A 17,947-nucleotide genomic window follows, 5' to 3' on the forward strand; every position below is an offset into this window, starting at 1 on the left:
GGGGGAGTGCGTATACGTGCTCTCTCGCTTTTTCAGTTTAAGAGGTAATGGACATGGATATGAGCGTGAAGCTGAACTTGTCTTATCCAGCTGCGAAGCCGGCGACGACCGTTGCTGACAAGCCGGTGGAAAAGCCTCGAGCCGATGCCCTTGTGGTGGCGCCGGTCAAGGATGAACAAAAGCAAGACTCGGTATCCGAGCGGGACAAACTCAAGATGGCCGTTCAGGAAATTGAAAAGTTCGTTCAGTCGGTCAAGCGCAATCTGGAGTTCTCGATCGACGAGCCTTCAGGCAAAGTAATCGTCAAGGTTATTGCCAGTGACTCGGGTGAGGTGGTTCGCCAAATCCCCAATGAAGAAGTCCTGCGGCTGGCCAATAGTTTGAATGATGCAAGCAGCCTGTTGTTCAGCGCGAAAGCCTGACAGCTGGCATGAATATTGTTGCTATGTTCTTTTGGACGTTGTAGTGGTCAAAAGACCGGCGACACACTGAAGGGAGATATGCATGGCAAGTCCAATTCTACCGGGCACGGGTTTAGGCTCTGGCCTTGATACCGGTGCTATTGTCAAAGCCTTGGTCAATGCCGACAAAGCAGCCAAGCAGAACCAGATCGACCGTCAGACGACCACCAACACCGCGCAGATTTCCGGTATCGGTAGCCTCAAAAGTGTCCTGGCGAACTTCCAGACTGCAATCAAGAATCTGGGCAATACGCAAACTCCGCAATTCCTGGGTTACAACGCCACCTCCGCTGACGCGAAAGTATTGACCGCTGTAGCCAGCAACACGGCCGTCAACGGCACTTACGTGATCAAGGTCTCTAATCTTGCGACCTCGTCCAAAGTGGCTACCGCAGCCTTTGCCGGCGGTACCAGCAGTGCCATTGCGAGCGGCACGCTCAATATCACGCAAAACGGCGTTTCCAGTTCTGTCACCATTCCGGCAGGCGCGACGTTACAGTCGGTTCGAGATGCGATTAACACCCAGCAGGGCGCCAACGGCTTCAGTGCCAACATCGTGACCGACTCGTTTGGCTCGCGTCTGGTGATGGGCTCCACGGCGACCGGTGCCGGTTCCGATATCACCCTCAGCGGTATCGCGGGTCTGGAGATCAATGCCGGCCAGCAAATGGGTACAACCCCGACAGCGACTTCGGCGGGTGCCATTGGCGATTTCGCGAAGGACGCCAATTTCACCGTGGACGGGCTCGCGCTGACCAGCAAAAGCAACAAGGTTGACGCGGCCATTTCCGGCTTGACCCTGAATCTGGTCGCTGGTGGTGATGCAACCACGACGGTAACGGTCGGCCCGAACAGTGATGGTCTGAAAAAATCCATTCAAGCTTTCGTTGATGCTTATAACCAGGTTGTGACCAGTGTTAATGCGCTGACCAAGCCCACCCTGGATGACGATGGCAAACCGACCATTGCTGCTGCACTGACCGGTGACCCGTTGGCGCGCGGCATCCTGGCCTCGATTCGTTCGCCGTTGGTCACTACCGGTGCGGGTGACAAACTTACTGTTCTGTCGCAATTGGGTATCACCACCAATCAGAAAACCGGTGCGCTGGATTTCGATAGCACCAAGTTCACCACCGCGATGGATACCCAAAAACTCGGTGGTGAGGTTCAGAAGCTGTTCCTGGGCGATCCGACGGCGACTGGCGATGCGGCCAAAGGCCTGTTGACGCGCATGAACGATGCCATCACCCCATACACGGTCACTGGCAGTGAGGGTATCCTCGATGCCCGTTCGACCAGCCTGGCCAAGGCCAAGTCGAATCTGGCCAACCAGCAGCTAGCTCTGGATCGCCGTATCGAGACGCTGACTGCCGTGCTGACCAAGAAGTACAACGATATGGATTCTCTGGTGGGCAAACTCAAGGCAACTGCCAGCAACATCACCTCGATGTTCGAGGCGATGAACGCGCAGAAAAACGCCTCATAGCGCATAAACGCCAAAAGCCCGGCAGCGGATTCCGCTTGTCGGGCTTTTTTTTGTTGGGTCTAAAGATTTTTGACGCCGTGTCGATACACTGGCTATACGAATCACAGAGTTTTGATGAGGTACAGCATGAACCCGATGTTAGCCCTTCGGCAGTACCAGAAGATTGGTGCTCAGGCCCAGACTTCCGAAGCCAGTCCCCATCGCCTGGTGCAAATGCTTATGGAAGGCGGTCTGGACCGCATCGCTCAGGCCAGGGGAGCCATGGAGCGCAAAGACATCCCCAATAAAGGCATTTTCATCGGCAAGGCGATCGGGATCATTGGCGGCTTGCGTGAAGGTCTGGACTTGGAAAATTCTATCGAGTCCGTGGGTGAGTTGGACAAGCTGTACACCTACATGATGAAGCGCCTGACGGAAGCCAACATCAAAACCGATCCAAAGATTCTCGACGAAGTCGCTGATTTGCTTCGCACCGTAAAAGACGGCTGGGATGCTATCGCCGCGCCGGGTCCGCAGTTTTAAGGAGATCACCATGAGTCTTGTATTGCAGCGAATCGAACAAACCCGTGAAGGCCTGGTCGGTGCTTTGGCCGAGCGTAACTGGGAAGCCATTGGTGAGTTGGACTTGGCTTGCCGTTCCTGCATGGAAGACGTCTTGAGTGAAGCTTCGGTGGACGAGGCCGCGTTACGCGACAATCTTGAGGAGTTGCTGGGGGTGTATAAACAGCTTCTTGAGGCGGCGACAGGGGAGCGACAAGCGATAGTTGACGAGATGTCGCAGATCCACCAAGCACAGAGCGCAGCAAAGGTTTACCATCTGTTCGGTTAATTAATCCCCGGTTAATCCAAACATAGTGCGCCATAAATTTGACTGTGCACGGTTTTTTGACTTAACTAGTGGCTGGTTCCAGATTTCAGGCGTCTACAGGCATAACGTGTCTGCAAGCGTCTAGCTTGCCCCATCATTTTGGGCATTGAGTTGACTAGGGAAGTTGCTATTGCATGTGGCGTGAAACCAAAATTCTGCTGATTGATGACGATAGCGTCCGCCGCCGCGACCTGGCGGTGATTTTAAATTTTCTTGGCGAAGAAAATTTACCCTGCGGTAGCCATGACTGGCAGCAGGCTGTCGGCTCATTGTCATCAAGTCGTGAAGTAATCTGTGTCCTCATCGGGACGGTCAATGCTCCTGGCGCACTCGTGGGCTTGTTAAAGACACTCTCAACCTGGGATGAGTTCCTTCCGGTTTTGTTAATGGGCGATAATTCTTCCGTTGACTTGCCAGAAGACCAGCGTCGCCGAGTGCTTTCGACCCTCGAGATGCCACCCAGCTACAGCAAACTGCTCGACTCCCTGCACCGTGCCCAGGTCTATCGCGAGATGTACGACCAGGCCCGCGAGCGCGGCCGTCACCGTGAACCCAATCTTTTCCGCAGTCTTGTCGGCACCAGCCGGGCGATTCAACACGTCCGTCAAATGATGCAGCAAGTCGCCGACACCGACGCCAGTGTGCTGATCCTCGGTGAGTCGGGGACCGGCAAGGAAGTGGTCGCGCGCAACCTGCACTATCACTCCAAGCGTCGAGACGCGCCGTTCGTACCGGTCAACTGCGGGGCGATCCCGGCCGAGTTGCTGGAAAGCGAACTGTTTGGCCACGAGAAGGGCGCCTTCACCGGGGCAATCACCAGCCGCGCCGGGCGTTTCGAACTGGCCAATGGCGGCACGCTGTTCCTCGATGAAATCGGCGACATGCCGTTGCCGATGCAGGTCAAGTTGCTGCGCGTATTGCAGGAGCGCACCTTTGAGCGCGTGGGCAGCAACAAGACCCAGAGCGTCGACGTGCGGATCATCGCGGCAACCCACAAGAATCTCGAAAGCATGATCGAGATCGGTACCTTCCGCGAAGACTTGTACTACCGCCTGAACGTGTTCCCGATCGAAATGGCGCCACTGCGCGAGCGTGTCGAAGACATTCCGCTGCTGATGAACGAGTTGATCTCGCGCATGGAGCACGAGAAGCGTGGGTCGATCCGTTTCAATTCCGCGGCGATCATGTCGCTGTGCCGCCACGGCTGGCCGGGCAACGTCCGCGAACTCGCCAACCTGGTGGAGCGCATGGCGATCATGCATCCGTACGGGGTGATCGGCGTGGTCGAGCTGCCGAAGAAATTCCGTTACGTCGACGACGAAGATGAGCAGTTGGTCGACAGCTTTCGCAGCGATCTTGAAGAGCGCGTGGCCATCAACGGTCATACTCCGGACTTCTCTGTCGGCGCCATGCTGCCGCCGGAAGGTCTGGACCTGAAGGACTACCTCGGTGGTCTGGAACAAGGGCTGATTCAGCAGGCGCTGGATGATGCCAATGGCATCGTGGCGCGCGCGGCAGAGCGGCTGCGTATTCGTCGCACCACACTGGTGGAAAAGATGCGCAAGTACGGTATGAGTCGTCGTGATGGTGATGAACAGGCAGATGATTGACGCCTGTTTTTCAAGTCCTTCATTTATATGCGGTTTTTTTTAGGCACGGGTATTGCTACACCCCTCGCAACGTTCCGTTTAACTGACGGTCAGCCAAGCGAGAGTGCACGATGCCCCAAGCCGCCCAGATGTCTCCTGTCCCTGACGCTTCGGGACAACCGTCGTCCGTAGAGCAGGCGAGCCGGCTTGGCCTTGAGCAGGCGTTTGCACTGTTCAACCAGATGTCGAGCCAATTGACCGATTCCTACAGCATGCTCGAAGCCCGGGTCACCGAGCTCAAGGGTGAGCTGGCGGTGGTCAGTGCTCAACGCATGCAGGAGCTGGCGGAAAAAGAACGCCTGGCCAACCGGCTGCAAAACCTCCTCGATCTGTTGCCCGGCGGCGTCATCGTCATCGATGCCCAAGGCATCGTGCGCGAAGCCAACCCCGCTGCCTGCGAACTGCTCGGTCTGCCCCTCGAAGGCGAGCTGTGGCGTCATGTCATTGCCCGCTGCTTTGCGCCCCGTGAAGACGACGGTCACGAAATCTCGCTCAAGGACGGTCGGCGTTTGTCGATCTCCACTCGCTCGCTGGATGCCGAGCCCGGTCAGTTGGTGTTGCTCAACGACCTGACTGAAACTCGTCATCTGCAAGATCAGTTGGCCCGCCACGAACGTCTGTCGTCCCTCGGCCGAATGGTCGCGTCCTTGGCTCATCAAATTCGTACCCCCTTGTCCGCCGCCTTGCTCTACGCCAGTCATTTGACTGAGCAAGCGTTGCCGGTCGAGACCCAGCAACGTTTTGCCGGGCGCCTGAAAGAGCGTCTGCATGAGTTGGAGCATCAGGTTCGCGACATGCTGGTGTTTGCGCGCGGCGAGCTGCCGCTGACCGATCGCGTCACGCCCAAAGTGCTGATGCAGTCGCTGCAGGCGGCCGCACTGACCCATGTGCAGGACCTGCCGATTCGCTGGCAGTGCGACAGTCATTCGGGCGAGTTGTTGTGCAATCGCGACACGCTGGTCGGGGCGATCCTGAACCTGATCGAGAACGCCATCCAGGCCAGCGCCGGCGATGTGCGTTTGAAAGTCCATTTCTATACCCGTGACAACAACCTGCGTGTAGCGGTCAGCGACAGCGGTAGTGGCATCGATACGAAAGTACTGGCGCGTCTGGGTGAACCCTTCTTTACCACTAAAACCACTGGAACCGGCCTCGGCCTGACCGTGGTCAAGGCAGTGACGCGTGCTCATCAAGGAGAATTGCAGCTGCGCTCGCGGCTCGGTCGCGGCACGTGTGCGCAGGTGATCCTGCCGCTTTTTTCGGGTGAAAAGCCCAGCGCTCAGGGAGCGGAGTGAAGGACATGGCAATCAAGGTTTTACTGGTCGAGGATGACCGCGCGCTACGTGAAGCATTGGCCGATACGCTGTTGCTCGCCGGCCACGATTTCAAAGCCGTCGGCTCGGCTGAAGAAGCGCTGGCAGCGGTCGGTGCCGAGGCGTTCAACCTGGTGCTGAGTGACGTCAACATGCCGGGCATGGACGGCCATCAACTGCTCGGATTGCTGCGCGCTCGTCAGCCGCAGCTGCCAGTGTTGCTGATGACCGCTCACGGGGCTGTCGAGCGGGCGGTCGATGCGATGCGTCAGGGCGCAGCGGATTACCTGGTCAAGCCATTCGAGCCCAAAGCCTTGCTCGATCTGGTGGCGCGACATGCGCTGGGCAGTCTCGGCGCGACCGAGGGCGAGGGCCCTGTAGCGTTCGAGCCGGCCAGTGCGCAATTGCTGGAATTGGCCGCACGGGTGGCGCGCAGTGATTCCACGGTGTTGATTTCCGGTGAGTCCGGGACCGGCAAGGAAGTGCTGGCGCGTTACATCCATCAGCACTCTCACCGCGCCAGTCAGCCGTTCATTGCGATCAACTGTGCAGCGATCCCGGACAACATGCTCGAAGCCACCTTGTTCGGTCACGAAAAGGGTTCGTTCACTGGCGCCATCGCAGCGCAGGCCGGCAAGTTCGAGCAAGCCGATGGCGGCACGATCCTGCTCGATGAAATCTCCGAAATGCCCCTGGGCCTTCAGGCCAAGTTACTGCGGGTATTGCAGGAGCGCGAAGTCGAGCGAGTCGGTGCTCGCAAGCCGATCACGCTGGATATTCGAGTGGTCGCCACCACCAACCGTGACCTGGCCGGTGAAGTGGCTGCGGGGCGTTTTCGTGAAGACCTTTACTATCGCCTGTCGGTGTTTCCGCTGGCCTGGCGTCCGTTGCGCGAGCGTACCGCCGACATCCTGCCGTTGGCCGAGCGTCTTCTGGCCAAGTACGTCAATAAAATGAAGCATGCCGCGGCAAAGCTGTCGCCCGAGGCTCAGGCGTGCCTGATCGGTTATCCATGGCCGGGTAATGTGCGTGAGCTGGATAACGCGATTCAGCGGGCGCTGATCCTGCAGCAGGGCGGATTGATACAGCCTGAGGATTTCTGTCTGGCCGGGCCGGTCGCCTGTGCGCCGTTGCCAGCCTTGGCGCCAGTGTCCGTGCGAGCCGTGGAGGTTGAATCCGAGTCCGCCGGGGCGCTGGGTGATGACCTGCGTCGCCGTGAGTTCCAGATGATCATCGACACCTTGCGCTCTGAACGCGGCCGTCGCAAAGAGGCTGCCGAGCGTTTGGGCATCAGTCCGCGCACCCTGCGTTACAAGCTGGCGCAGATGCGTGATGCCGGAATGGACGTGGAAGCGTACTTGTTCGCCACCTGAAAGTTGACACAAGCAACACTAATCCAAAAATGTGGGAGCGGGCTTGCTCGCGAATACGGTTTTCCATTCAACAGAGATGCTGGCTGGTCTACAGCTTTCGCGAGCAAGCCCGCTCCCACATTTGTTTTGCGGTGATTCATGGTTAAAGCAAAGCAGGGAAGGCTTTTGTTTAGAGCGGCCACGGAGCTGGCACCCTTGTTGCTAACACCTCACTACCCGCCGAGTGAGTGTCAAAAAATTGCGGGTCGCCAGAGAGAATAGACCATGAGCCAAGGTATTGAATTTAATCGATTGATGTTGGACATGCGCTCCATGCAAATGGATGCCATGTCTGCGTCGAAATCGACTGCCGCTGTTCCTGAAATGGGTGGCAGCAGCTTTTCCGACATGCTCGGTCAGGCCGTCAATAAAGTGAACGACACCCAACAGGCGTCCAGTCAGTTGGCCAGTGCCTTCGAGATCGGCAAGAGCGGCGTCGACCTGACGGACGTGATGATTTCCTCGCAGAAGGCCAGCGTGTCTTTTCAAGCGTTGACCCAAGTACGCAATAAGCTGGTTCAGGCATACCAAGACATCATGCAGATGCCGGTTTAAGGACGATTTGAGTCATGGCAGAAGCAGTCGCCGATAACGTTCCGGCCAAGGCCACTCCAATAGACGGCAAGCCGCCGCTGTTCGGGTTGTCCTTCCTGGAAAACCTCTCCGAGATGACCATGTTGCGTCAGGTGGGCCTGTTGGTCGGCCTGGCTGCGAGTGTGGCGATTGGCTTTGCCGTGGTGTTGTGGTCCCAGCAGCCGGACTACCGGCCTCTGTACGGCAGCCTTGCCGGTATGGACGCCAAACAGGTCATGGATACCCTGGCCGCAGCCGACATTCCCTATACCGTTGAACCGAACTCCGGTGCCTTGCTGGTCAAGGCCGATGACCTGTCCCGTGCGCGAATCAAACTCGCGGGCGCTGGTGTCACTCCCAGCGACGGCAACATCGGCTTTGAAATTCTCGACAAGGACCAGGGCCTGGGTACCAGCCAGTTCATGGAAGCGACCCGTTATCGTCGCGGTCTCGAAGGCGAGCTGGCTCGCACCATCTCCAGCCTGAACAACGTCAAGGGTGCCCGCGTGCACCTGGCGATTCCGAAAAGTTCGGTGTTCGTGCGCGACGAGCGCAAGCCGAGCGCTTCGATTCTGGTGGAGCTGTACGCCGGCCGCTCGCTGGAGCCGGGTCAGGTGCTGGCGATCATCAACCTGGTGGCCACCAGCGTTCCCGAACTCAGCAAATCCCAGATCACTGTTGTCGACCAGAAAGGCAACCTGCTGTCGGATCAGGCGGAAAATTCCGAGCTGACCATGGCCGGCAAGCAATTCGATTACAGCCGTCGCATGGAAAGCATGCTGACTCAGCGCGTGCACAACATTCTGCAACCGGTGCTGGGCAACGATCGCTATAAAGCCGAAGTCTCGGCCGATGTGGATTTCAGCGCTGTCGAGTCGACCTCCGAGCAATTCAACCCGGACCAACCGGCGTTGCGCAGCGAGCAGTCGGTCAACGAACAACGTACCGCCAGCAATGGCCCGCAAGGTGTGCCGGGTGCGCTGAGCAACCAGCCGCCGTCGCCTGCTTCCGCACCGCAAACCACCGGTGGCGCTACCGCATCGGCCGGCATGGTGCAGCCAGGCCAGCCACTGCTGGATGCCAACGGTCAGCAAGTCATGGACCCGGCCACCGGCCAGCCTATGCTCGCTCCGTACCCGGCGGACAAGCGTCAACAGTCCACCAAGAACTTCGAACTCGACCGTTCCATCAGCCACACCAAACAACAGCAGGGTCGTTTGAATCGCCTCTCGGTGTCGGTGGTGGTGGATGACCAGGTCAAGATCAACGCGGCCAACGGTGAAACCACCCGTGCGCCGTGGACCGCCGATGAATTGGCGCGCTTCACTCGCCTGGTACAGGACGCCGTCGGCTTCGATGCCAGCCGTGGTGACAGCGTCAGCGTGATCAACATGCCGTTCTCCGCCGAGCGCGGTGAAGTGATTGCCGAAATTCCGTTCTACTCCCAGCCGTGGTTCTGGGACATCGTCAAGCAAGTGCTGGGTGTCTTGTTCATCCTGGTGCTGGTGTTCGGTGTGCTGCGTCCGGTGCTCAACAACATCACCGGCGGCGGCAAAGACAAACAGCTAGGCATCGGCAGCGACGTCGAGTTGGGTGGCATGGGCGGCCTGGACGGCGAACTGGCCAACGACCGCGTCAGTCTCGGTGGCCCGACCAGCATTCTGCTGCCGAGCCCGAGCGAAGGCTATGACGCACAGTTGAACGCAATCAAGAGTCTGGTGGCCGAAGATCCGGGTCGCGTGGCCCAGGTCGTGAAAGAGTGGATTAACGCAGATGAGTGATAACCGAGCCGTTGCCGCCAAACTGTCCAAGGTCGACAAAGCCGCGATTCTGCTGCTGTCCCTGGGTTCGACCGACGCCGCCCAAGTGCTGCGCCACATGGGGCCTAAAGAGGTCCAGCGTGTGGGTGTGGCCATGGCCCAGATGGGTAATGTGCACCGCGAGCAGGTCGAGCAGGTGATGAGCGAGTTCGTCGATATCGTCGGCGACCAGACCAGCCTCGGCGTCGGCTCCGATGACTACGTGCGCAAAATGCTCACGCAGGCCCTGGGCGAAGACAAGGCCAACGGCCTGATCGACCGGATCCTGCTGGGCGGCAACACCAGTGGCCTCGACAGCCTGAAGTGGATGGAACCGCGCGCCGTCGCCGACGTGATCCGTTACGAGCACCCGCAGATCCAGGCGATCGTGGTGGCGTATCTCGATCCGGACCAGGCCGGCGAAGTACTCGGCAATTTCGACCACAAGGTGCGTCTGGACATCATTCTGCGGGTCTCCTCGCTGAATACCGTGCAGCCTGCGGCCCTGAAAGAACTCAACCAGATTCTCGAGAAGCAGTTCTCCGGCAACTCGAATGCCTCGCGCACCACCTTGGGTGGCATCAAGCGCGCGGCAGATATCATGAACTTCCTCGACAGCTCGATCGAAGGTCAGCTGATGGACTCGATCCGCGAAGTCGACGAAGACCTGTCCGGTCAGATCGAAGACCTCATGTTCGTGTTCAACAACCTGTCCGATGTCGACGATCGCGGTATTCAAGCGTTGCTGCGCGAAGTGTCCTCCGACGTGCTGGTGCTGGCCCTCAAGGGTTCGGACGAAGGCGTCAAAGAGAAGATCTTCAAGAACATGTCCAAACGGGCGGCCGAACTGTTGCGCGACGACCTCGAGGCCAAAGGCCCGGTGCGTGTCAGCGACGTGGAAACCGCGCAGAAAGAAATCCTCACCATTGCCCGCCGTATGGCCGAAGCCGGAGAAATCGTTCTCGGCGGGAAGGGCGGCGAAGAGATGATCTAAGGTCACTATGTCGTCCAAACATGATGAGTCCAACACCGACCTGATCCGCGGCAAGGACGTCGATGGTTTCGACGTCTGGTCGCTGCCCAGTTTCGATCCGTTCGTGCCGGAACCCGAGCCGGAACCTGAGCCCGAGCCGCCGGAAATGGAAGAAGTGCCGCTGGAAGAAGTCCAGCCACTGACCCTCGAAGAACTCGAAAGCATTCGCCAAGAGGCCTACAACGAAGGCTTCGCCACGGGCGAGAAAGAAGGTTTCCACAGCACCACACTCAAGGTCCGCCAGGAAGCCGAGGTGGCCCTGGCCGCCAAGATTGCCGCTCTGGAGCAATTGATGGGGCATTTGTTCGAGCCTATCGCCGAGCAGGACACCCTGATCGAAAAGTCCCTGGTCGACCTCGTGCAGCACATCACCAAACAGGTGATTCAGCGCGAACTGGCCATCGACTCGACGCAAATCGAACACGTCATGCGTGAAGCCCTCAAGCTCTTGCCGCTGGGCGTGGGCAATGTGCGGCTGTACATCAATCCGCAAGATTTCGAACAGGTCAAAGCCCTGCGCGAACGCCATGAAGAAACCTGGCGCATCGTCGAGGACGAGGCATTGTTGCCCGGCGGTTGCCGGGTCGAGACTGAACACAGTCGCATCGATGCCACGGTCGAAACCCGCGTTGCACGGGTCATGGACAAGCTCTTCGATCAGATGCACGAACAGGCCTTGCACCCGGCCGAGCCGGATCTGAGCCTGGAACTGCCGATCAGCGACAAGCCAGCGGTCGTGCCGGTCGAACCTGAACCGGACGTTCCCGATGCGCCTTGATCGCACCAGCTTCGCCAAGCGCCTCGGCAGCTACGCCGAGGCCACGGAGCTTGCAGGCGCGCCGATCCTTGAAGGCCGCTTGCTGCGCATGGTCGGCCTGACCCTCGAAGCCGAGGGCTTGCGCGCCGCCATGGGCAGCCGCTGCATGGTCATCAACGACGACAGTTATCACCCGGTGCAGGTCGAAGCCGAAGTCATGGGCTTCTCCGGCAGCAAGGTGTTTCTGATGCCGGTCGGCAGTGTTGCCGGCATCGCTCCCGGTGCCCGCGTGGTTCCTCTGGCCGATACCGGCCGTCTGCCGATGGGCATGAGCATGCTCGGGCGGGTGCTCGATGGCGCCGGTCGCGCGCTGGACGGCAAGGGCGGGATGAAGGCCGAAGACTGGGTGCCGATGGACGGCCCGACCATCAACCCGCTCAAGCGCGAACCGATCAGCGAGCCGCTGGACGTGGGCATTCGCAGCATCAACGGTTTGTTGACGGTCGGTCGCGGTCAGCGTCTGGGCCTGTTCGCCGGTACTGGCGTGGGCAAGAGTGTGCTGTTGGGCATGATGACCCGCTTCACCGAGGCCGACATCATCGTCGTCGGGCTGATCGGTGAGCGGGGTCGTGAAGTTAAAGAATTCATCGAGCACATCCTCGGTGAAGAAGGCCTCAAGCGTTCGGTCGTGGTGGCGTCCCCGGCGGACGATGCGCCGCTGATGCGTCTGCGCGCGGCGATGTACTGCACGCGAATCGCCGAGTATTTCCGCGACAAGGGCAAGAACGTCCTGTTGCTGATGGACTCCCTGACCCGTTTCGCCCAGGCCCAGCGGGAAATCGCCCTGGCCATCGGCGAGCCGCCAGCGACCAAGGGCTATCCGCCATCGGTGTTCGCCAAACTGCCGAAACTGGTGGAGCGGGCCGGTAATGCCGAGAAGGGCGGCGGCTCAATCACCGCGTTCTACACCGTACTGTCCGAAGGCGATGATCAGCAGGACCCGATTGCCGACGCCGCGCGAGGCGTGCTCGACGGGCACATCGTGCTGTCCCGGCGCCTGGCCGAGGAAGGTCATTACCCGGCCATCGATATCGAAGCGTCCATCAGCCGGGTCATGCCGTCGGTGGTTACGCCGGAACACATGATGCGCGCCCAGTATTTCAAGCAGCTGTGGTCGCGTTATCAACAGAGTCGAGACCTGATCAGTGTCGGTGCCTACGTCGCCGGTGGTGATCGGGAAACCGACCTGGCGATCTCCCTGCAACCGCAGTTGGTGAAATACCTGCGCCAGGGCCTGAACGACAGCATCGGCCTGGGCGAAAGCGAAGCCTATCTCGGCACGATTTTCGCTCCCGCGGCCGGCGGCTAACCGGCCATGGCCCAGAGCCGAGCCTCGCGCCTGGCCCCCGTGGTCGAAATGGCCGAAAAGGCCGAGAAAACCGCGGTCCTGCGTCTGGGGCACTTTCAGGGGCAAGTCCGTCTGGCGGAAAGCAAACTCGCCGACCTCGAAGCCTTTCGTCTCGATTACCAGGAGCAATGGATCGTGCGCGGCAGCAGTGGCGTGTCGGGCCAATGGCTGCTGGGTTATCAAGGCTTTCTGGCGCAACTGGGGACCGCCATCGACCAGCAGCGACAAAGCCTGGTATGGCATCAAAACAACCTGAACAAGGCGCGGGAGTCCTGGCAGCAGGCGTTTGCCCGGGTCGAAGGCTTGCGCAAACTGGTGTTGCGCTACATGGATGAGGCGCGGCGGCTGGAAGACCGGCGTGAGCAAAAGCTGCTGGATGAGTTGTCCCAGCGGTTGCCGCGCGAAAATCCGTATTGAGTGGTGCCTTCGAAAAGATCGCAGCCTTCGGCAGCTCCTACAGACCGGGTTTACACGCGGCCCCTGTAGGAGCTGCCGAAGGCTGCGATCTTTTGATCTTGCTCCAGCCTCAGCCAAGTGCTAAACCTTGTACACGTACGTTCACCAATGACAAGGAAGCCGTTAAATGCCAGTTGTTACAGAAGTCTCCCAAGATGGGCAAAAGCTGACGATATCGGTCAAGGGACGTTTCGATTTCGCAAAGCATCAGGAATTTCGTGAATCCTACGAAAATCTTCAGCCAAAACCCGAATCCTTCGAAGTGGATCTGAAAGACGCCACCTACCTCGACAGCTCAGCGCTCGGCATGCTGTTGCTATTGCGTGATCACGCGGGCGGCGAGAATGCCGAGATCACGTTGACCAACGCTAATGCAGATGTGCGCAAGATTCTCGCCATCTCCAACTTCGAACAAATCTTCGACGTGGCGTGACCGCCATGCAGGCCTTGTTCGAACCGCTGACGATCCTGATCGCCGAAGACAGTGCGGCCGATCGCATGCTGCTGTCGACCATCGTTCGTCGCCAGGGGCATGAGGTGCTGACCGCCGCCAACGGTGCCGAAGCCGTTAAAGCGTTTCGCCAGCAACGACCGCAACTGGTGCTCATGGACGCGATGATGCCGGTGATGGACGGTTTTGAGGCGGCGCGGCAAATCAAGGTATTGGCAGGGGAAACCCTGGTGCCGATCATCTTCCTCACCTCGCTGACCGAAAGCGAAGCGCTGGCCCGTTGTCTGGAGGCCGGGGGCGACGACTTTCTGGCAAAGCCCTACAACCAGGTGATCCTCGCCGCCAAGATCAAGGCGATGGACCGCTTGCGACGATTGCAGGCCACGGTGTTGCAACAGCGCGACCAGATCGCCAGGCACCACGAGTACCTGCTCAACGAGCAGCGCGTCGCCAAGGCCGTGTTCGACAAGGTGGCCCACTCCGGCTGCCTGAATGCACCGAATATTCGCTACCTGCAATCGCCCTATGCGTTGTTCAACGGCGATCTGCTGCTGGCCGCATTTACCCCCGCGGGCGACATGCACGTGCTGCTCGGTGATTTTACCGGTCACGGTTTGCCGGCCGCGGTCGGTGCCATGCCCTTGGCCGAAGTTTTCTATGGCATGACCGCCAAGGGTTACGGCCTGTCCGAAACCCTGCGCGAGATGAATGCCAAGCTCAAGCGCATCCTGCCGGTGGACATGTTCTGTTGTGCAACGATGCTGTGCCTGAGTTTTCAGCGACGCTCGGTGGAGGTCTGGAACGGCGGAATGCCGGACGGTTACTTGCACAGCATCGCCAGCGGTGAGCGAACGCCACTGACGGCTCGGCATTTGCCGCTCGGCGTGCTGAGCCCGCAATCCTTTGTTGACCGCACCGAGGTGTTTCCGATGGCGGTCGGGGATCGGGTCTTCCTGTTGTCCGACGGGGTGATTGATACCTGCGATGCCAACGAACAGTTGTTTGGTGTGGAGCGATTGCAGCAGGTGTTTGCGGCCAATCGTCAGCCTGATGAGCTGTTCGAAGAGATCGAACAGGCGTTGCGGGACTTTCGCGGCGAGGCCCGTGATGACGTGAGCATGGTCGAGGTCAGTCTGCTGGAGGCCGCACAACTGAGCCCGCCGGCGCTGGTGTATTCCGACAGTGGTCAGTCCTGCCCGCTGGACTGGTCAGTGAGTTTCGAATTTCGTGCCGCCACGCTCAAACGCTTCAATCCGCTGCCGTATCTTCTGCAATTGCTGCTTGAAGTCCACGGTCTGCGGGCTCAGAGCGGGGCGCTCTACAGTGTTTTGGCTGAACTGTATTCCAATGCCCTGGAGCATGGGGTGCTGGGGCTGGATTCGGCGCTCAAGCGCGATGCCTCGGGTTTTACCCGCTACTATCAACAGCGCAATACCCGCCTGGACGAGTTGCAGGATGGCTTCGTGCGGGTGCATTTGCAGGTGACACCCAAGGGCGAGGGCGGGTGCCTGATTGTTCGGGTTGAAGACAGTGGCAAGGGTTTCGATGTCGCGCGGGTGATGGAGCGGCCCGCTGATGGCGTCCGTCTGTCGGGACGTGGCGTCAGTCTGATCCGTCAGCTGGGCCGCAATGCGAGTTGGTCTGACAATGGTCGAAGTGCCCGCGTGGAGTTTTTCTGGGAGGCTCTGGCATAATCCACGCATTCTTGATCAAGGAGTGAGCAAGTGGCTGACACACACCTGGACCGCGACGTCTTGAACGCGTTGCAAGAGGTCATGGAGGATGAGTATCCGATGTTACTGGATACCTTTCTCGCCGATTCCGAAGAGCGTTTACGCATCTTGCGAAAGGCTGAAGATGCCGCGCAACTCATGAATGCTGCCCATAGCTTCAAGGGCAGCAGCAGCAACATGGGCGCCATTCGCCTGGCTGAGTTGTGCCATGAGCTGGAGGAGCGCGCCAAGCAAAATAGCCTCGCTGGCGTCGAAAAGCTGATCGGGGAAATTGACGGCGAATTCGCCATCGTCCGACCTCTGTATGAGGCGGAGCGTCAGCGTTCCCTTTCTGCCAAAGAGACCGTCCGGCGCTTTTAGCGCCTGTCACTCAAATCTGGCGCGACCTTTGCACTAATCTCAGTCAACTGTACCTACGATCCCAGTGCAGCGGAGACCGTTCCATGCCCGTTACCCCCAATATGCTTCTTCAGGCCGCCGCGCAGGCCAAGACTCAAGCCGCTTCCGCCAATACACCGGCGCTGGCCGCAGAGCCTGGGGACAAGGCATCCAGCTTCGCTCAGGTCTACGCCAATCAAGCCCGGAACAAACCCTCTGCGGTGGGTGATGGATCGGCCAGCCCGGTACGCGATAAAGCGCCGGACAGCTCCGATAAAAAGGACGTCAGCAACGACGAGTCTGCCGCCCCGGAACCTGCGGTTGCCGATAGCGGCAAATCCTTGCCTGCCGATAAACCGGCGCAGGCTGACGACGAGGTCGCCAGCGATGACGGGTCGGATACTGCGCAGACGCCGGTTGCCGATGCCGCGCCCGTTGACCCGACGCTGGATCCTGCGTTGATGCAGGCAGTACAACCTGCGGTGCCAGCACCGGTCCCGGCAGCGCCGCTCGTTGTAGTCACCCCGCAACCGCAGGTCGAGGCGGCCGTGACGGCGGCAACGACTCCGGTCGTTGCAAGCCCTGACACCGATTTCGATCCCGAAGCCGATCCTCTCGATTCATTGCCCGCCGTGCGTATGGCCATGGAGCAGGGCGGCCATATTTCGGCGGCGAGTCAGGCCCAGCCCAAAGCGGCACCGACCTCCGCCCAGGCTCAGGCCGACGGCGAGTCCACCTCGGCGCAGAACTTCGCCGCCGGCATGGCGAGCATGCTCGATGTGCAAGCCGACAAGGACAGCACCGGCCAGGGCGGCGACAAGGCCTTCAGTGGTCTTATCGATGACGGTCTCAAGGACCTGAAGTCCGCGAGCAGCGATACCCGGGTCGACGATTTCGCCAACCGTCTGGCGGCACTGACCCAGGCGGCCACGCCGAAAACCGCGAACGCATTGCCGGTGAATCAACCGATCGCCATGCATCAGAGCGGCTGGACCGAAGAAGTGGTGAACCGGGTCATGTACCTGTCCAGCGCCAATCTCAAGGCCGCCGACATCCAGTTGCAACCGGCCGAACTGGGGCGCCTGGACATTCGGGTGAACATGGTTCCGGATCAGCAGACCCAAGTGACGTTCATGAGCGCCCATCCAAGTGTTCGCGAAGCGCTGGACGGGCAGATGCATCGCTTGCGTGACATGTTTGCGCAGCAGGGCATGGGCCAGGTCGATGTCAACGTGTCCGACCAGTCCCGTGGCTGGCAGGGCCAGGGGCAGGAACAGGCTCAACAGGGTCAAAGTCAGGGTGGGCGCACCAACGCCAGCGGTGGTCGTCTCGATTCCATGGACGAAGAGCTGGCACCAACAGCTGCCGAAGTAGCGGCCAGCACCACCAGCGTCATTGGCTCCAGCGCCGTCGATTATTACGCCTGATAGACCCCGACACCAATCCCTGTGGGAGCGAGCCTGCTCGCGATGAGGTCTGAACAGTCAACATCTTCATTGACTGTTCAGACCTCATCGCGAGCAGGCTCGCTCCCACAGTGGATTTGCAGCGTTCTTCAAATTGCTATCAGTCCCACCCATCTTCCCTCAGACACTTCTGGCATAACACTTGCTCTTGCCTTGCCGTGCGACTGTGAAAACCCGAATAGTGACGGATTATTGGCATGGCGAAGAGCGAAGCAGCAGTAAAAGACCCCGCAACCAAAGGCAAACTCAAGCTGATCATTGTGATCGTGGTGGCCCTGCTGCTGGCGATCGGTTTGTCCGTGGGAGCAACCTGGTTCTTCATGCACAGCGCTCAGAGCAAGCCTGCCGCCGCGGCTGAAACCGCCCCGGTCGGCAAGCAGCCAGCGATTTTCGAGCCCATGGCTCCAGCCTTCGTGGCCAACTACAACCAGAACGGCCGTCAGCGCTACATGCAGGTGAGCATCACCATGCTTGGTCGCAATCAGGCCGATCTGGACGCGCTCAAAGTCCACATGCCTGTCATCCGCAATAACCTGGTCATGCTGTTCTCCGGGCAGGACTTCGCCACCCTGGCGTCGCCGGTCGGCCAGGAAATGTTGCGTCAGAAAGCCACGGCCAGCGTCCAGGAAGTGGCGCAGAAAGAACTCGGCAAAGTGGTCATCGAACAGTTGCTTTTCACTAATTTCGTACTGCAGTAGGAACAC

18 protein-coding genes are annotated in these 17,947 nt (G+C 59.4%); all 18 read left to right on the plus strand.

The genetic code is table 11. From position 1 onward, the window contains the following. Window positions 1-53: 53 nt before the first annotated feature. The 18 genes from PMI27_RS06225 to fliL all read left to right on the plus strand — a co-directional run bounded on the left by PMI27_RS06225 (window position 54) and on the right by fliL (window position 17,941). Window positions 54-422, plus strand: coding sequence for a flagellar protein FlaG (locus PMI27_RS06225; protein WP_008151040.1), 369 nt, complete (start codon window positions 54-56; stop codon window positions 420-422). Window positions 423-504: 82 nt separating this feature from the next. After that, on the plus strand, window positions 505-1,947 hold the full coding sequence (gene fliD, locus PMI27_RS06220) for a flagellar filament capping protein FliD (protein ID WP_008151043.1): 1,443 nt from the start codon (window positions 505-507) through the stop codon (window positions 1,945-1,947). A 126-nt stretch (window positions 1,948-2,073) separates the two neighbouring features. Next, window positions 2,074-2,469, plus strand: a complete 396-nt coding sequence (gene fliS / locus PMI27_RS06215) for a flagellar export chaperone FliS (RefSeq protein ID WP_008151045.1) — start codon at window positions 2,074-2,076, stop codon at window positions 2,467-2,469. A gap of 10 nt (window positions 2,470-2,479) precedes the next feature. Further along, entirely contained in the window at window positions 2,480-2,776 is a 297-nt protein-coding gene (locus PMI27_RS06210) for a hypothetical protein (RefSeq protein WP_008151048.1), read from the plus strand. Window positions 2,777-2,949: 173 nt separating this feature from the next. Beyond that, on the plus strand, window positions 2,950-4,425 hold the full coding sequence (locus tag PMI27_RS06205; RefSeq protein WP_008151050.1) for a sigma-54 dependent transcriptional regulator: 1,476 nt from the start codon (window positions 2,950-2,952) through the stop codon (window positions 4,423-4,425). Window positions 4,426-4,553: 128 nt separating this feature from the next. Beyond that, complete coding sequence (locus tag PMI27_RS06200; protein ID WP_166675828.1) at window positions 4,554-5,759, plus strand: sensor histidine kinase; 1,206 nt, start codon at window positions 4,554-4,556, stop codon at window positions 5,757-5,759. A gap of 5 nt (window positions 5,760-5,764) precedes the next feature. Continuing rightward, entirely contained in the window at window positions 5,765-7,150 is a 1,386-nt protein-coding gene (gene fleR / locus PMI27_RS06195) for a sigma-54-dependent response regulator transcription factor FleR (protein WP_008151054.1), read from the plus strand. A gap of 264 nt (window positions 7,151-7,414) precedes the next feature. After that, window positions 7,415-7,744: a flagellar hook-basal body complex protein FliE gene (gene fliE / locus PMI27_RS06190; RefSeq protein ID WP_008151056.1), complete on the plus strand. Its 330-nt coding sequence runs from the start codon at window positions 7,415-7,417 to the stop codon at window positions 7,742-7,744. A 14-nt stretch (window positions 7,745-7,758) separates the two neighbouring features. Further along, on the plus strand, window positions 7,759-9,543 hold the full coding sequence (gene fliF / locus PMI27_RS06185; protein ID WP_008151059.1) for a flagellar basal-body MS-ring/collar protein FliF: 1,785 nt from the start codon (window positions 7,759-7,761) through the stop codon (window positions 9,541-9,543). After that, window positions 9,536-10,555, plus strand: a complete 1,020-nt coding sequence (gene fliG, locus PMI27_RS06180; protein WP_007948903.1) for a flagellar motor switch protein FliG — start codon at window positions 9,536-9,538, stop codon at window positions 10,553-10,555. Before fliF ends, fliG begins: the two co-directional genes overlap by 8 nt. Before the next feature lie 7 nt (window positions 10,556-10,562). Beyond that, window positions 10,563-11,372: a flagellar assembly protein FliH gene (gene fliH / locus PMI27_RS06175; RefSeq protein WP_008151061.1), complete on the plus strand. Its 810-nt coding sequence runs from the start codon at window positions 10,563-10,565 to the stop codon at window positions 11,370-11,372. Next, window positions 11,362-12,720, plus strand: a complete 1,359-nt coding sequence (gene fliI, locus PMI27_RS06170) for a flagellar protein export ATPase FliI (RefSeq protein ID WP_008151063.1) — start codon at window positions 11,362-11,364, stop codon at window positions 12,718-12,720. The genes fliH and fliI overlap by 11 nt, the downstream gene beginning before the upstream one ends. A gap of 6 nt (window positions 12,721-12,726) precedes the next feature. Then, the gene (fliJ, locus tag PMI27_RS06165) at window positions 12,727-13,176 is read left to right on the plus strand and encodes a flagellar export protein FliJ (RefSeq protein WP_008151064.1); all 450 of its coding nucleotides are present in this window, start codon (window positions 12,727-12,729) and stop codon (window positions 13,174-13,176) included. A 166-nt stretch (window positions 13,177-13,342) separates the two neighbouring features. After that, the gene (locus PMI27_RS06160) at window positions 13,343-13,648 is read left to right on the plus strand and encodes an STAS domain-containing protein (RefSeq protein WP_008151067.1); all 306 of its coding nucleotides are present in this window, start codon (window positions 13,343-13,345) and stop codon (window positions 13,646-13,648) included. A gap of 5 nt (window positions 13,649-13,653) precedes the next feature. Next, window positions 13,654-15,360 (plus strand): ATP-binding SpoIIE family protein phosphatase, encoded by a 1,707-nt coding sequence (locus PMI27_RS06155; protein WP_008151069.1) that lies wholly within the window; start codon window positions 13,654-13,656, stop codon window positions 15,358-15,360. 30 nt (window positions 15,361-15,390) lie between these two features. After that, window positions 15,391-15,759: an Hpt domain-containing protein gene (locus tag PMI27_RS06150; RefSeq protein ID WP_008151070.1), complete on the plus strand. Its 369-nt coding sequence runs from the start codon at window positions 15,391-15,393 to the stop codon at window positions 15,757-15,759. 83 nt (window positions 15,760-15,842) lie between these two features. Further along, a complete protein-coding gene (locus PMI27_RS06145; protein WP_008151073.1) occupies window positions 15,843-17,204 on the plus strand; it encodes a flagellar hook-length control protein FliK in 1,362 nt (453 codons plus the stop codon). A gap of 236 nt (window positions 17,205-17,440) precedes the next feature. Beyond that, window positions 17,441-17,941: a flagellar basal body-associated protein FliL gene (gene fliL / locus PMI27_RS06140; protein WP_008151075.1), complete on the plus strand. Its 501-nt coding sequence runs from the start codon at window positions 17,441-17,443 to the stop codon at window positions 17,939-17,941. The last annotated feature ends 6 nt before the right edge of the window (window positions 17,942-17,947 follow it).

Source organism: Pseudomonas sp. GM41(2012) (assembly GCF_000282315.2).
GTDB lineage: Bacteria > Pseudomonadota > Gammaproteobacteria > Pseudomonadales > Pseudomonadaceae > Aquipseudomonas.

Coding starts and splice junctions, on each gene's coding strand:
- PMI27_RS06210 (WP_008151048.1), top strand. CDS start 2,480: ATGAGTCTTGTATTGCAGCGAATCGAACAAACCCGTGAAGGCCTGGTC.
- fliL (WP_008151075.1), top strand. CDS start 17,441: ATGGCGAAGAGCGAAGCAGCAGTAAAAGACCCCGCAACCAAAGGCAAA.
- fliH (WP_008151061.1), top strand. CDS start 10,563: ATGTCGTCCAAACATGATGAGTCCAACACCGACCTGATCCGCGGCAAG.
- PMI27_RS06205 (WP_008151050.1), top strand. CDS start 2,950: ATGTGGCGTGAAACCAAAATTCTGCTGATTGATGACGATAGCGTCCGC.
- PMI27_RS06160 (WP_008151067.1), top strand. CDS start 13,343: ATGCCAGTTGTTACAGAAGTCTCCCAAGATGGGCAAAAGCTGACGATA.
- fliI (WP_008151063.1), top strand. CDS start 11,362: ATGCGCCTTGATCGCACCAGCTTCGCCAAGCGCCTCGGCAGCTACGCC.
- fliS (WP_008151045.1), top strand. CDS start 2,074: ATGAACCCGATGTTAGCCCTTCGGCAGTACCAGAAGATTGGTGCTCAG.
- fliF (WP_008151059.1), top strand. CDS start 7,759: ATGGCAGAAGCAGTCGCCGATAACGTTCCGGCCAAGGCCACTCCAATA.
- fliJ (WP_008151064.1), top strand. CDS start 12,727: ATGGCCCAGAGCCGAGCCTCGCGCCTGGCCCCCGTGGTCGAAATGGCC.
- fleR (WP_008151054.1), top strand. CDS start 5,765: ATGGCAATCAAGGTTTTACTGGTCGAGGATGACCGCGCGCTACGTGAA.
- PMI27_RS06200 (WP_166675828.1), top strand. CDS start 4,554: ATGTCTCCTGTCCCTGACGCTTCGGGACAACCGTCGTCCGTAGAGCAG.
- fliG (WP_007948903.1), top strand. CDS start 9,536: ATGAGTGATAACCGAGCCGTTGCCGCCAAACTGTCCAAGGTCGACAAA.
- PMI27_RS06155 (WP_008151069.1), top strand. CDS start 13,654: ATGCAGGCCTTGTTCGAACCGCTGACGATCCTGATCGCCGAAGACAGT.
- fliD (WP_008151043.1), top strand. CDS start 505: ATGGCAAGTCCAATTCTACCGGGCACGGGTTTAGGCTCTGGCCTTGAT.
- PMI27_RS06225 (WP_008151040.1), top strand. CDS start 54: ATGGATATGAGCGTGAAGCTGAACTTGTCTTATCCAGCTGCGAAGCCG.
- PMI27_RS06145 (WP_008151073.1), top strand. CDS start 15,843: ATGCCCGTTACCCCCAATATGCTTCTTCAGGCCGCCGCGCAGGCCAAG.
- fliE (WP_008151056.1), top strand. CDS start 7,415: ATGAGCCAAGGTATTGAATTTAATCGATTGATGTTGGACATGCGCTCC.